Source organism: Xenorhabdus hominickii, assembly GCF_002632725.1.
GTDB classification, from domain to species: domain Bacteria; phylum Pseudomonadota; class Gammaproteobacteria; order Enterobacterales; family Enterobacteriaceae; genus Xenorhabdus; species Xenorhabdus hominickii.
In genome coordinates this window covers 80,181-94,238 of the sequence record NZ_NJAI01000002.1, presented here as the reverse complement: position 1 = coordinate 94,238, position 14,058 = coordinate 80,181, and the positions used below count along the sequence as shown (strand labels likewise).

Here is a 14,058-nt window from a genome sequence, read left to right as displayed (position 1 = left end):
CGTTCACTATTCGGGAAAGACGAACTTAATCCTCATCTTTCTCTACAACAGAGTAATTTTTAACCAAAATCACTTCTCAGAGGTCTGACATCACTGCTATCTTTATACGCAATATTTCATCAAGACATTGCAAACCAAGATCCTATCTTTCACCAATATTTATCCTTTAACGCGGTTATGTTATGAAAAAAATAGTTTTTTATCTTTCATTCAGCCTACTGCTATTCCATGTGCCGCTTTCCGTCATAGCACAACCTTTCATGACAAAAGACGCTTTATCATGGCTTAAATCACCAATCAAGACTTCACCATTGCAGCAAGTTGGCACCGAGATTTTCATTCAAATATTCAAAGAAGAAAAACTTCTCGAACTTTATACAAAAGATAACGCGGGTCGTTATCAATTAACCCAAAGTTACCCTATCTGTAATTACTCTGGTGGACTTGGCCCCAAAACATTGGCGGGTGATTTCAAAAGCCCCGAAGGGTTTTATCACGTTAAACTCAATCAGTTAAAACCTAATAGCCACTATTATCGAGCCATTAATCTCGGCTTTCCCAATGAATTTGATAAATCCAACGGTTATTCTGGCAAGAATTTAATGATTCATGGTGAATGTAAATCCATTGGCTGTTATGCCATGACCAATCACTATATGGATGAAATATACCGATACGCTGAAAGTGCGCTTTATCATGGGCAGCATGAAATCAAGATCAATATTTATCCCTTTAGGATGACACCACAAAATATGAAGCGGCATAAAAATAACGATAATTATCTGTTTTGGAAACAATTACAGCCCGCCTATGAGTATTTCACCGAGCATGGTATTCCTGCGACTGTCAGCGTAATAGGCGGGCAATATGTAATTAATACAAAATCTGAAAACCCTTCATCCTTTTGGCATACTATCCGAGCACTAAATCAAACTATTTTCTCACCAAGATCAAATAACACATAATTGCCCGGTTCAATGCGATGCCAAGTTTCATTACCGGTTAAAGGCTGTGTGGCAATTACTGACACTACATCACCTGGGTGGGTGTGTTGCTGAAAATCGATTTCAATATCTTGATCAAGTAATTTAGCTCTGCCGAAAGGTGCCCGACGAGTGATCCAATTCAATTGAGTCGAACAATAGGCCATTACAAATTTCCCATCTGACAACAGCATATTGAAAACACCCATTTTTCTCAACTCATCAGCCAGAGATGCAATGAATTTGAACACTGCAGACCAATTGGAAGGACGTTTAGGATACTTTAGGGATAATTGATGTAGTATCCAGCAAAATGCCCATTCACTGTCAGTTTCCCCCACCGGACGGTAATAACCGGTTTTCAGGTTACTATACCCTTTCAACTGTCCATTATGAGCATAAGTCCAATATTTTCCCCATAACTCGCGGGTAAATGGATGGGTATTTACCAGAGAAACATTACCTCGGTTTGCCTGACGAATATGGGCAATGATCACTTCTGATTTGATCGGAAGGCCTTGTAGAAATTGAGCCACAGGTGAGTGACAACTGGATTGGTGATCTTTAAACGTTCTGTATCCCAATCCTTCATAAAAAGTAATTCCCCAACCATCCTTGTGGGGGCCAGTATGTCCCCCACGCTGAAATAAGCCATTCAGACTAAAAACAATATCTGTTGGCACATTGGCACTCATGCCAAGTAGTTCACACATTGCCTACCTCTAATACCTACTCCTAACAAACTACAATCAGGCTTTTACCATTTCTTTTTCAATCAATTGAATCAAGATATGAATGACTTTGATGTGAATTTCCTGAATGCGATCCGCATAACCAAAGTGTGGTACTCGAATTTCAACATCTGCTGTTCCCGCCATTTTGCCACCATCTTTGCCAGTTAGCGTAATGACTTTCATCCCTTTAGCACGAGCAGCTTCAATCGCCTTGATGATGTTGCCAGAATTACCCGAAGTCGAAATACCCAATAGCACATCGCCTTTCTGACCAACAGCATCAACGTAACGGGAAAATACATAATCGTACCCAAAATCATTGCTCACGCAGGATAGATGGCTGGGATCGGAAATCGCAATGCCCGGATACCCCGGACGATTTTCACGATAGCGTCCGGTCAATTCTTCTGCAAAGTGCATAGCATCACAATGCGAACCACCATTGCCACAGGAAAGCACTTTGCCTCCTGACTTGAATGAATCCGCCAGCAAAACAGCGGATTTTTGAATGGCCTCAATATTTGCATCATCATTGAGAAATTTAGCCAGCGTATCTGCAGCTTCGGATAATTCATTGCGGATCAAATTTTGATACATGGGACTCATACTCCTGAAAGGTCTTCGGGATTAACAATATCTGCTGTTCAGTGTAACGGATTCCCCCCCTTGAAAGAAGATATCAGTGTCTCTGAATGAAATTATCGAATGAAAAACTACGACGAGTTTGTGAGCTAGATTGTAATTAGGATGTAAATATATTGATAAATACATTTTCCTCATCTAAAAATGAAGAACACTACAACAGGTCAGACCTCTGACAACTCACCTGAGATTAACAGGAGTTTTACTATGACCGCTCTCAGCATTATTTTGTTTTTAGTCTTGATTGGCGGGCTTTGTTACCGCAAAGTCAGCCTGACTATCAGTAGCTTACTGCTTGTTGCCTATACATTAGTCATGGGCATCATTGGCCTATGGAGCTACTGGTTGCTGTTACCACTTGCTATTGTCCTATTCCCCCTTGTCTTTACACCAACCCGTATTTCTTTATTCTCTGCTCCCGGCTTAAAAGCGTTCCGTAAGGTCATGCCAAGCATGTCCACAACAGAAAAAGAAGCCATTGATGCAGGAACCACTTGGTGGGAAGGCGATTTGTTCCGTGGTAAACCTGACTGGCAAAAATTGCACAACTACCCAAAACCACAGTTATCCGCTGAAGAACAAGCATTTATTGATGGCCCAGTAGAAGAAGCCTGCCGCATGGCAAATGATTTCCAAATCAGCCATGAATTGGCCGACTTACCGCCAGAACTTTGGGCTTACCTGAAAGAACATCGCTTCTTTGCCATGATTATCAAGAAAGAATACGGTGGACTGGAATTTTCCGCTTATGCGCAATCTCAGGTACTGCAAAAACTAGCAGGTGTGTCAGGTATTCTGGCGATTACTGTCGGTGTACCTAACTCCTTGGGACCGGGCGAATTATTGCAACACTATGGTACTGATGAACAGAAAAAACATTATCTTCCCGGCCTTGCCCGTGGTGAAGAAATTCCTTGCTTTGCTTTGACTAGCCCAGAAGCGGGTTCTGATGCTGGCGCTATCCCTGATACTGGCGTTGTCTGTATGGGCGAATGGCAAGGCAAACAAGTTCTCGGTATGCGCCTGAACTGGAATAAGCGTTACATTACTCTTGCTCCTATTGCCACCGTTCTGGGATTAGCATTCAAATTGTACGATCCTGATCATCTGCTGGGTGATAAAGAATCATTGGGTATTACCTGTGCCCTGATTCCAACCAATACCCCGGGAGTTGAAATTGGCCATCGTCATTTCCCACTGAATATCCCATTCCAGAATGGGCCAACTCGTGGAGAAGATATTTTCGTTCCTATTGATTACATCATCGGTGGACCGAAAATGGCAGGCCAAGGCTGGCGTATGCTAGTTGAATGTCTGTCTGTCGGCCGTGGCATTACCCTGCCATCCAATGCGACCGGGGGATTAAAAAGTGCAGCGATGGCGATTGGTGCTTATTCTTATATTCGCCGCCAATTCAAACTGCCTATTGGAAAAATGGAAGGCATCGAAGAGCCACTGGCACGTATCGCAGGGAACTCTTATCTGATGGATGCGGCTGCGACCATAATTACCAGCGGCATCATGCAAGGCGAAAAACCCGCTGTCCTGTCCGCCATCGTGAAGTACCACTGTACACATAGAGGCCAACGTTCCATCATTGATGCAATGGACATCGCTGGCGGTAAAGGTATCTGTCTTGGGCCATCTAACTTCCTTGCCCGTGGCTATCAGGGTGCCCCAATCGCCATTACCGTGGAAGGTGCGAATATTCTAACCCGTAGCATGATCATCTTCGGTCAAGGTGCAATCCGCTGCCACCCTTATGTATTGGCTGAAATAGCAGCTGCAGAAAGCAACGATGTAAAAGCCTTTGATAAAGCGCTGTTTGGTCACTTGGGCCACGTTGCCAGCAACACCCTGCGCAGCCTGTGGCTTGGTATCACCAAAGGCAGAACCAGTAGCTCACCAGTGAACGATGCAACTCGCCGCTACTATCAGCAGATCAACCGATTAAGTGCCAACCTTGCTCTGCTCTCTGATGTTTCAATGGGAGTATTGGGTGGTAGCCTGAAACGCCGTGAACGCATTTCAGCTCGTCTGGGGGATATTCTGAGTCAAATCTTCTTGGCTTCCGCAGCATTGAAACGCTATGAAGATGAAGGTCGTCAGAAAGAAGATTTGCCATTGGTTCAATGGGCAGTGGAAGATAGCCTAAATCAGGCAGAACAGGCTATGAACGATTTACTGCGTAATTTCCCTAACCGTCTGGTTTCGGGCTTAATGCGAGTCATCGTCTTCCCATTGGGTCGTTCACATACAGCCCCATCCGATAAGTTGGATCACAAACTGGCTCAGATACTACAGACACCTTCAGCGACCCGCAGCCGGATCGGACGTGGACAGTATCTGACACCTAGTGAATACAACCCTCACGGGTTATTGGAAGAAGCCCTGCACGATATCATCGCGGCAGAGCCAATCCATGCACGCTTGAGCCGCGAAGCAGGCAAACACCTGAGCTTTACTCGTCTGGATAAATTAGCTGAAAAAGCCTTGACCGAGAACAAGATTACTCAGGAAGAAGCTGACATTCTGAAACGTGCGGAAAGCAGCAGACTGCGTTCCATCAATGTCGATGAATTTGAGCCGGATGCACTTTCTGTACCCAAGTCAGTAAAAAAGTCTGAAAATCAGCGTCAAACTAAAGCTGCCTGATGCTGATCTAACGATATGAAGAGGCCAAAATACGGGGAATAAAATTCCCCGTATTTTTTTAAATAGATTCCAGAGATAACAACTCTTCTATTGTCTGGCGACGCCGGATCAAACGAGCCTCACCCTCAGTAAACAAAATTTCGGGGATCAAAGGGCGGCTATTATAATTTGAAGACATGGATGCACCATAAGCCCCCGTATCGTGGAAAATCAGATAATCTCCGACACAAACCGGAGGCAACATTCGCGGGATAACTTCCCCTCCTTCCAACTGGGTAAACACATCACCCGATTCACATAATGGCCCTGCGACTATTGTTTCTTGCAAATTCACATCATTAATATTTTCATTCACAGGCAATACTGAAATATGGTGATAACTACCATACATCGCTGGACGCATCAAATCATTAAAACCAGCATCTACCAGCACATAACGGCGGCTTCCCATTGTCTTAACGGCTCTCACTTCCGCCATCAAAATACCTGACTCCGCAACCAGAAAGCGACCCGGCTCAATTTCCAATGCAACATGGTGCCCCAAATGTTGCTCAATTCGCTGACGTGCCTGATGCCATAAGTTGTAATAATGCTCTGTATCCACGGCTTCCTCACCCATTTTATAGGGGACTGATAACCCGCCGCCTGCTGAAATAGCCTGAATATCCACTTCGCACAATACAACTTGCTCTACCATCGCATCACATACATTGGCTAAATGCTGATAATCCACACCTGAACCAATGTGCATATGCAGCCCCACCAATTTCAGTCCGTGTTGATGGATTTTCTCAATAGCCAAGGGAAGATCCTGAAACCAAATCCCGTGTTTACTATTTTCACCACCGGTATTGGTTTTTTGGCTATGTCCGTGCCCAAATCCGGGATTAATACGCAACCAGACAGGATGACCAAACTGACGTTTACCAATCTGTTCCAGCATATCAATAGAGCCAGCATTGACTGGAATATCCAATTCAATAACTCGACTCAGTGTTGCTTCATCAATCACATCAGCAGTAAATACGATTTCTGACTTATCACGCCCAGATTTAAAACCCGCATAAAGTGCTCGCTCAACCTCCCCCAACGACACAGCATCTACTTTCACACCCTGTTCTTTCATCAAACGCAGAATATGGGTATTGGAACACGCTTTTTGGGCAAACCGAATGACATCAAATTGTTTTAATTTTTTGATTTGTTTGATGATGTTATCACCGTCATAGATCCATAACGGAGTTCCATACTGAGTCGGTAAACGAAATAGATTTTCGAGGATAAAATTTGCCCCTAAATCGCCAGTAAAAGTTGAAGTTGCCATTGAATAGCCTCACAGAATCAGCAGATACTTCATTATTGATAACAATAAGGCAGGAAGAAAAATATCTATTTAGCTATAGTTTATTCATTTACGATATCGTTTTGTGCTTTTATTAACCATATTATTTGAATAACCTGACGATATCGCGTTTATCTATCGTGAAAGCTAATGTGAAAGCTATCGTGAAAAAAATCCGTATAAAAAACATATTATAAAGAGACGAACAAATGCATCCCTATTCATGGCGACATATTGAAATTTTTCATGCAGTAATGACCACAAAAAACCTGACTGATGCAGCGATGTTATTGAAAACGTCTCAACCCACGGTCAGCCGTGAACTTGCACGCCTTGAACAATTGCTGAAATTTAAGTTGTTTGATCGAATTAAAGGGCGCTTGTTTCCTACAGCACAAGGATTGCGGTTATTTGAAGAAGTAAAGCGCTCTTATTATGGATTGGAAAGAATAATTGACGCGGCTGACAATATCCGCCAATTTGAACATGCACAATTATCCATCGCCTGCCTGCCCATGTTCTCACAATCTTTACTACCAAAAGCTTGTTACAGTTTCACTCAATGCTATCCTGAGGCAAAGCTTTCTATCATTCCGCAGGAATCGCCTCTATTAGAAGAATGGCTCTCAGCACAGCACCACGATATTGGCCTGACTGAACACTTGAAGACCCCCGCCGGCACTGAACGAGAAACGTTGATGACATTAAATGAAGTCTGTGTTTTACCCACCAATCACCCTCTATGCCAAAAACCACAACTGACGCCAGCTGATTTTCATGGACAAAGATTTATCAGCCTTTCAATAACAGACAGTTACAGGCAACTCATTGATATGATATTTACTGAACATCAAATCACCCGAAACATGGTGATAGAAACTCACAGTGCAGCCTCTATTTGTGCGATGGTGAGTGAAGGTATTGGTATTTCAATTGTAAATCCACTCACGGCACTGGATTATTTGGATAAAAACTCAAGGGTCTGTATTAGACCATTCAGTATCAATATCCCCTTTACTGTTAGTTTAATCAAACCTATCCATCGACCATCGTCAGATCCGGTTAAGGTCTTCATTACTCACCTAAAACAACAAGTGACCCTGTTTCCCTCGAAATTAGCCTCAGCTTTTCGACATTAACTTCTGCCAGTGAGGGGATGTAGCAAACCAATCCACCAAAAAATCCAACAACGCTCGTAGCGTCGTAGGCATATTTTGTCGGCTAGCATAAATACCATAAATCCCCATTGTCTTAGGTTGATAATCGGGCAATAACTCAACTAACTGCCCAGAGACTAAATAGGAAGACACAGAGTAATAAGGCTGCATTGCTATTCCGGCTCCTTGTAAAGCTGCTTCCATTAGCACTGTAGATTCATTGGCACTTAGCGTCCCACTGACCGGCACTGAATATTGCTCATGCTGTTTTTCAAACAACCATAAACTTTTGCCAAAAAAGTTATACGTTAAACAATTATGTGAAGCCAACTCCGCAGGATCTTGAGGGATAGATTTTCCGGTTAAATAAGCAGGAGCAGCACATACAACAGAATGACAAGTTGATAATGGCCGGGCAATCAGGTTCGGTTCCAGATTATTGGTAATACGAATCGCTAAATCAATCCGCTCCTCAATCAAATTGATGGCTTTATTATTCATTTGCAGATTGACAGCAATCTGTGGATACATACGCATAAATTCGGGAATAGCAACTGAAAGTGCACTAATACCCAATGATTGGGAACAACTTACACGTAGCAATCCCCTTAAGGATTGCGCCTCCAACGATTGTTGTACAGGCATTTCTTCCGCTAACTCCATCAACTTAAGACTACGTTGATACGCGCTTTCCCCTGCTGAGGTCAAGCTAATCTTACGTGTTGTACGATGCAATAATCGAACCCCCGCCCACCTTTCCATCTCGGCCAAATAGCGCGATACCATCGCCCTCGACATATCTAAACGTTCTGCCGCTGCGATCAAACTTCCCTGCTCAATAATCGTAACAAACACCTGTGCTGCTGTGACTCTATCCATTTCGGCTGACCTACTCTCTGCGCTAATTAGCTCGATACATGCAACAAATAGTTGCTAATAATGCGGTTTTTAAATCGAAATATGCAACTTATTATATGTTCAATTCAAGCAAATAAGCATATTGATATAGGAATTCGATAATGGCCCGCAAAAAAACATTAAATATCGCTCTGGCGGCAACTCTTTCTTTAGGAATGGCATCACTGGCACAAGCAGCCGACCTCAAGCTGGATATCTACAATCCGGGTGAAAAAGGCATATTCCCTGTTTCTTCTGAAATCATTAGTGGCGAGCATGAAGTTGTATTGATCGACGCTCAGTTTAAGAAAAGCGATGCACAAGAACTGATAAAAATGATCCAACAGACAGGAAAAAAACTGACAACGATCTACATCAGCCATTCCGATCCTGATTTTTACTTTGGCCTGGATGCGATCACCGAAGCTTTCCCAGAAGCCAAAGTTATCGCATCACCGGAAACCATCAAAGCAATCAATGAAACCAAAGATGGCAAACTGGCCTATTGGGGTGGAATGCTTGCCGATCAAGCTCCCAAAAAGATTATCGTACCTGAACCATTGAAAGGAAACTCCTTCACTGTTGATGGTGAAAAACTGATTGTTGAAGGATTGAATGGCCCAGCCGCAGATCGCACTTTTGTCTGGGTTCCTAAACTGAAAGCCGTTGTTGGTGGTGTCGCGGTTTCTGACAATATTCATGTGTGGATTGCAGATACCCAAACCAAAGAATCGCGCCAACACTGGGGACAAACTCTGGATCGCATTAAAAACTTGAAACCTGCGACTGTTGTACCAGGCCATTATCTGGGTAATTCATCAATGACATTGGATTCAGTTACTTTCACACAAAATTATCTGACCACACTAGAAAAAGAGTTACCGAAAGCAAAAGATTCCGATGAGTTAATTTCAGCTATGAAAAAACACTATCCAGATCTTGCTGATGAATCCAGCCTTGAGTTGAGTGCTAAAGTACTAAAAGGCGAAATGAAGTGGCCTCAATAAGTTAAAGCTTATAACGGACGTTGTAGATGGCAGCGTCCATTTTCTGAATATTATTATATTCAAAAGATTTTGAATCTCATGGAGTCTATTTCACTACAATAATAAAAAATACCCAATCAGATTGTAATTTCATTGTATTTTTAATCTAAACTTTATTCCAAGTTATCCTACTCACATAGCTATCAAAATATTAAAGGGCCAAACTCCTTTAGCCCTTGCATCAAGATTTTTTAGTAAAAGTGGCTTCCCTTATTCCAACATCAATAATTACTGTCTTTCTTGAATAATAATTTATTTTAAGTATGAAAAATGACCTCATGTAAGCCGATTTGTTAATGCCAGACAGTTAGTTTTTCTGGATTGCGCATGACCCAAATATCGCTGATATGCCCTTCCCTAACAGAAGTGGAGATCACTGCAACAGTACGGTCAGCCACTTTACCGACAAGTCCTGGTTCACCATTAACGAGTGCCGCCTCAATGCAAAGATCGCTTTGACGTTCGAAAACAGCAAGAAAAAAGTTGATAATTGCATCTTTGCCCAATAACGGCTCAGTTGCTGCATTCACAAAACCACCGCCATCGGTAATTGCACATGCTCGTTCATCCAAGACAGCAACCAGCTCCTTGATGTTGCCAGTAATCCATGCATCCCGGAAGTCAGTATTCACACGTGCATGTTCTTCTGAAGAGGACATAAAGTGTTCTTCTCGATCAATCCGCTTTCGCCCGGATGAGGCTAATTGACGGCACGCTTGCGGCGTCCTTCCTACAATTTCACTGATTTCCTCGAACGAATATTGAAAAACGTCATGGAGAATAAAGCTGACTCGTTCAGCGGGAGTCATCTTATCGAGAACTATCATCAGTGCCATAGAGACCGAATGAGCAAGGATAAGATGATCAGCTGGATCAGTAAATTCAGGTGATTCAGTCGCAGATATCCAATTTTCGTTTTGCGAGATAGGTTCAGGCAGCCACTCGCCGATATAGATTTCACGTTTTGATTTAGCTGATTTAAGTTTATCGAAACAAATTCGTGTCAGTGCCGTTCGTTGCCAAGCTATAGGAGATACAATCTGTTCACGTTCAGTTTGAGGGAGTTTGTACCATCGCAAATAGGTTTCTTGCACAGCATCCTCGGCATCAGGCATGATCCCTAAAAACCTGTACGCCAACGATTCAAGCTTAGAACGCGCGGAATCTACATGAGTAGAATCATCATCAGGCCCATTTCTCATCTGCTTTTTCTTTCTCATTCTTTTTCCTCAACTCGGTTTCGGGGAAATAGACTAGATTCAGTGCTCTTTCTACCTCTCTCCTAACATTAGAGTGTTAAACAAACGCATGTTTCTCTTAGAAGCGAAACTAAACTCTAATGACGAGAGACAAGGCAAAAATGTCAGGTATCAGGTTCAAAAACGAAAAATTTTCCTCACAATATCCTGACATATTGCATAGGCCAATCGTCTATGACATTAAACTCAGCTGAGTTTGGAACAAGCTATCGAATCTCTGTCTGCAAAAACTAGCAGAGCCTACTCCCATTAAGGAAGGTGCATAATGTCTAAGTCTGAAGTTACATTTATCAATATAATTGAAGTGAATCCAGAGAAACAGGCTGAAATTATCAAATTGCTACAAGAAGGAACCGAGTCAGTTATTAGTAAGAGACCCGGTTTCATTTCCGTTACCTTATTGGCGAGCAAAGATGGTAGCCGTGTCGTAAATATCGCGAAATGGAAGAGTATCGCTGACATTCAGGCAACACAGGCTGACCCTGCGTCAGCAGAATTTGCAAAACGTACCGCAGAGCTTACCAAGCCCAATCCTGGAATTTATAACGTCGTCGGGCAGTATTCAGCTTGAGTTTCTGGTTTTGAAGGACTGATTTTGAAGGACTAGTTTTGAAGACCTGGTTTCGACCGGGTCTTTTCTAATAGTCAATCATAGATTAACGAGCAGTCAGGCAAAACCCTACTAATACTATCGCAGATAAACATAGATAAGGCCCAAATGCGATAAAATCTGGGTAAGATTTTCTTTTCAGCCCAATTATCATAAATCCAAATAACCCAGATAATGAAGCTATCAACATCAATATGGGTACCATCTCCACACCTAACCATGCGCCGATAGCTGCAGTTAATTTAAGATCACCATACCCTATTCCCTCCTTCTTTAAGGTAAATAGACATAACCAATATAAAAACCATAAAAATAGATACCCTGATATGGCGCCGTATATCGCACTTTTTATCGAAACTAAATTGCCATCAAGATTAAATAAAATTCCAATCCATAATAAAGGCAGTGTGATAATATCTGGCAAGCAATATGTTTTAATATCGATAATAGATAATAAAAGCAAACCACTACAGAAAAACATAATTATTATATAGTCTATATCAATTGGAATAATAAACCATCCTTCTTGCATTCACATAATAAATTCAACTCTCATTTTTAAATGACATCCTTGTCATTGTATTTTATCCCTATTTCCCAACCTAAATCAGGACAGGGGTAATATTAAATTTTTCTTTCCTCCATTAGCAATAAAAAATCAGGAAAAATAACAATTACAAAATAAATATGCGAGGCAGCTCGCAGAGACATATCTCGTATGCCCTAAACAGAGAGATAGCTTGATTACGCAAACAGCACTCATTTATCATGGCAACGAATCAACTTTGTCATATGGCTGTTTGCGCCATACCGGAGATATCCGGAAAAAAGAAGGAAAGAAGAAATATGCGAATTCCACGCATCTATCACCCCGAACCGCTCTCAGTAGAAACTGAAATCTACTTGAGTGATGATGCTGCCAATCATGTTGGTCGCGTACTCAGAATGAATCATGGGCAATCATTACAACTCTTTGATGGCAGCAATCAGGTTTTTGATGCAGAAATCACTGAAGCCAATAAAAAAACAGTCAAAGTACGTATCCTTGATGGCAAGTTGTCTGATCATGAATCACCACTGAACCTGCATTTGGGACAGGTCATGTCTCGTGGTGAAAAAATGGAATTCACAATCCAAAAATCGGTTGAACTGGGTGCCAGCACTATCACCCCATTACTCTCCGAACGCTGTGGTGTAAAACTAGATGCGGAAAGGTTAGAGAAGAAATTATATCAATGGAAAAAAATCGTCATTGCTGCCTGTGAACAATGCGGGCGTAACCGTATTCCAGAAATCCGCCCAGTCATGACACTTGAAGCATGGTGCGCAGAAAATGATGATAGCCTAAAATTAAATCTGCATCCCCGTGCTAGCCAAAGTATCAATACCCTACCGCTTCCTGTGGAAAAAGTACGCCTATTGATTGGTCCTGAAGGAGGGTTATCTGCTGAAGAAATAGAAATGACAGCAAACTACCAATTTACTGATATCCTATTGGGGCCTCGCATCCTGAGGACAGAAACGACGGCACTCACCGCAATTACCGCACTGCAAGTACGTTTCGGTGATCTGGGTTAAGGAGAAAAAATGATCAAGCTCGGTATAGTGATGGATCCAATTTCATCCATCAAAATCAAGAAAGACACTAGTTTCGCCATGCTGCTCGAAGCACAAAAACGCGGGTGGGAAATCCATTACATGGAAATGGATGATCTCTATCTCCATCAGGGGGAAGCCCGTGCTCGTACCCGTTTGCTCACGGTAGAAGAAAATCCGCAGCAATGGTACCAATTTGGCAGTGAACAAGAGATAGTACTCGATACCTTGCAAATCATTCTGATGCGCAAAGATCCGCCTTTCGATACTGAGTACATTTATGCTACCTACATTCTGGAAAGGGCTGAAGTCAAGGGTACGCTAATCGTTAACAAGCCCCAGAGCCTACGTGACTGCAACGAAAAACTGTTCACAGCTTGGTTCCCTGAACTAACACCAGATACACTGGTAACCCGTAATGCCAAAAATTTACGCGAATTCCATCAAAAGCATGGCGATGTTATCTTTAAGCCGCTGGATGGCATGGGAGGAGCTTCTATATTCCGCCTGAAGCAAGATGACGCAAATGTAGGCGTCATTATCGAGACCTTGACTGAACACGGCCACCGTTATTGTATGGCGCAAAATTTCCTGCCCGCGATTAAGGATGGGGATAAACGTGTACTGGTAGTCGATGGTGAACCTGTACCATATTGCCTTGCCCGCATCCCAGCTCAGGGTGAAACCCGTGGCAACCTTGCAGCGGGTGGACGCGGGGAAGCCCGCCCCTTGTCAGAAAGTGATTGGACGATCGCCCGGGCAGTAGCCCCCGTCTTGAAAGAGAAAGGGTTAATCTTTGTTGGACTCGATATCATTGGTGACCGTTTAACTGAAATTAACGTTACCAGCCCAACCTGTGCACGTGAAATAGAAGCGGCTTTCCCGGAAGTCTCCGTTACCGGCATGCTGATGGATGCGATCGAAAAACGATTGGACAAACAGATAGCCCAATAGCCAAATAACTTTCGTTTCCTGACAAGATTTACCATTTATAATAAGTACCCATATCCCCATGGGACTTAAGCTTTGCGAAAGCCTCTCGCTGTTAGAGAGGTTTTTTATTTCCCCATTTTTCTATGCGGTTAATTTTTATACGCACAACACTATATAGAGAAAGAAAACCTGAAAATCTTTAAT

13 protein-coding genes are annotated in these 14,058 nt (G+C 42.6%); 7 read left to right on the top strand and 6 right to left on the bottom strand.

What is annotated here, in order from left to right:
- Positions 1 to 182: 182 nt before the first annotated feature.
- A complete protein-coding gene (locus Xhom_RS07685; RefSeq protein WP_069316646.1) occupies positions 183 to 965 on the top strand; it encodes a L,D-transpeptidase family protein in 783 nt (260 codons plus the stop codon).
- On the opposite strand, the gene Xhom_RS07680 is transcribed toward Xhom_RS07685, so the two are convergent.
- Together Xhom_RS07680 and lpcA are read right to left on the bottom strand one after the other, a co-directional pair.
- Positions 929 to 1,696 (bottom strand): class II glutamine amidotransferase, encoded by a 768-nt coding sequence (locus Xhom_RS07680; RefSeq protein ID WP_069316647.1) that lies wholly within the window; start codon positions 1,694 to 1,696, stop codon positions 929 to 931. The genes Xhom_RS07685 and Xhom_RS07680 overlap by 37 nt on opposite strands.
- A 36-nt stretch (positions 1,697 to 1,732) precedes the next feature.
- Positions 1,733 to 2,314, bottom strand: coding sequence for a D-sedoheptulose 7-phosphate isomerase (gene lpcA / locus Xhom_RS07675; protein ID WP_069316648.1), 582 nt, complete (start codon positions 2,312 to 2,314; stop codon positions 1,733 to 1,735).
- Between the two features lie 252 nt (positions 2,315 to 2,566).
- Here lpcA and fadE point away from each other — a divergent pair, with 252 nt between their 5' ends.
- Entirely contained in the window at positions 2,567 to 5,014 is a 2,448-nt protein-coding gene (fadE, locus tag Xhom_RS07670) for an acyl-CoA dehydrogenase FadE (RefSeq protein ID WP_069316649.1), read from the top strand.
- A gap of 58 nt (positions 5,015 to 5,072) precedes the next feature.
- Here the strand turns inward: fadE and lysA are convergent, their stop codons facing one another.
- Positions 5,073 to 6,338 (bottom strand): diaminopimelate decarboxylase, encoded by a 1,266-nt coding sequence (gene lysA, locus Xhom_RS07665; protein WP_069316650.1) that lies wholly within the window; start codon positions 6,336 to 6,338, stop codon positions 5,073 to 5,075.
- A 227-nt stretch (positions 6,339 to 6,565) separates the two neighbouring features.
- On the opposite strand from lysA, the gene Xhom_RS07660 reads away from it, so the two are divergent.
- Positions 6,566 to 7,495 (top strand): LysR family transcriptional regulator, encoded by a 930-nt coding sequence (locus tag Xhom_RS07660; protein WP_069316651.1) that lies wholly within the window; start codon positions 6,566 to 6,568, stop codon positions 7,493 to 7,495.
- Here the strand turns inward: Xhom_RS07660 and Xhom_RS07655 are convergent.
- Positions 7,478 to 8,392, bottom strand: coding sequence for a LysR family transcriptional regulator (locus Xhom_RS07655; RefSeq protein WP_069316652.1), 915 nt, complete (start codon positions 8,390 to 8,392; stop codon positions 7,478 to 7,480). The genes Xhom_RS07660 and Xhom_RS07655 overlap by 18 nt on opposite strands.
- A 140-nt stretch (positions 8,393 to 8,532) precedes the next feature.
- Here Xhom_RS07655 and Xhom_RS07650 point away from each other — a divergent pair, with 140 nt between their 5' ends.
- On the top strand, positions 8,533 to 9,417 hold the full coding sequence (locus Xhom_RS07650; protein WP_069316653.1) for an MBL fold metallo-hydrolase: 885 nt from the start codon (positions 8,533 to 8,535) through the stop codon (positions 9,415 to 9,417).
- 332 nt (positions 9,418 to 9,749) lie between these two features.
- Here Xhom_RS07650 and sigJ read toward each other — a convergent pair whose 3' ends face one another.
- Positions 9,750 to 10,676: an RNA polymerase sigma factor SigJ gene (gene sigJ / locus Xhom_RS07645; RefSeq protein WP_099139704.1), complete on the bottom strand. Its 927-nt coding sequence runs from the start codon at positions 10,674 to 10,676 to the stop codon at positions 9,750 to 9,752.
- 304 nt (positions 10,677 to 10,980) lie between these two features.
- On the opposite strand from sigJ, the gene Xhom_RS07640 reads away from it, so the two are divergent.
- Positions 10,981 to 11,286, top strand: coding sequence for an antibiotic biosynthesis monooxygenase family protein (locus Xhom_RS07640; RefSeq protein ID WP_069316654.1), 306 nt, complete (start codon positions 10,981 to 10,983; stop codon positions 11,284 to 11,286).
- A gap of 85 nt (positions 11,287 to 11,371) precedes the next feature.
- Here the strand turns inward: Xhom_RS07640 and Xhom_RS07635 are convergent, their stop codons facing one another.
- A complete protein-coding gene (locus Xhom_RS07635; RefSeq protein ID WP_069316655.1) occupies positions 11,372 to 11,857 on the bottom strand; it encodes a prepilin peptidase in 486 nt (161 codons plus the stop codon).
- Between the two features lie 314 nt (positions 11,858 to 12,171).
- Here Xhom_RS07635 and rsmE point away from each other — a divergent pair, with 314 nt between their 5' ends.
- Positions 12,172 to 12,903, top strand: a complete 732-nt coding sequence (gene rsmE, locus Xhom_RS07630; RefSeq protein WP_069316656.1) for a 16S rRNA (uracil(1498)-N(3))-methyltransferase — start codon at positions 12,172 to 12,174, stop codon at positions 12,901 to 12,903.
- A 9-nt stretch (positions 12,904 to 12,912) separates the two neighbouring features.
- Positions 12,913 to 13,875 (top strand): glutathione synthase, encoded by a 963-nt coding sequence (gene gshB, locus Xhom_RS07625; RefSeq protein WP_069316657.1) that lies wholly within the window; start codon positions 12,913 to 12,915, stop codon positions 13,873 to 13,875.
- The last annotated feature ends 183 nt before the right edge of the window (positions 13,876 to 14,058 follow it).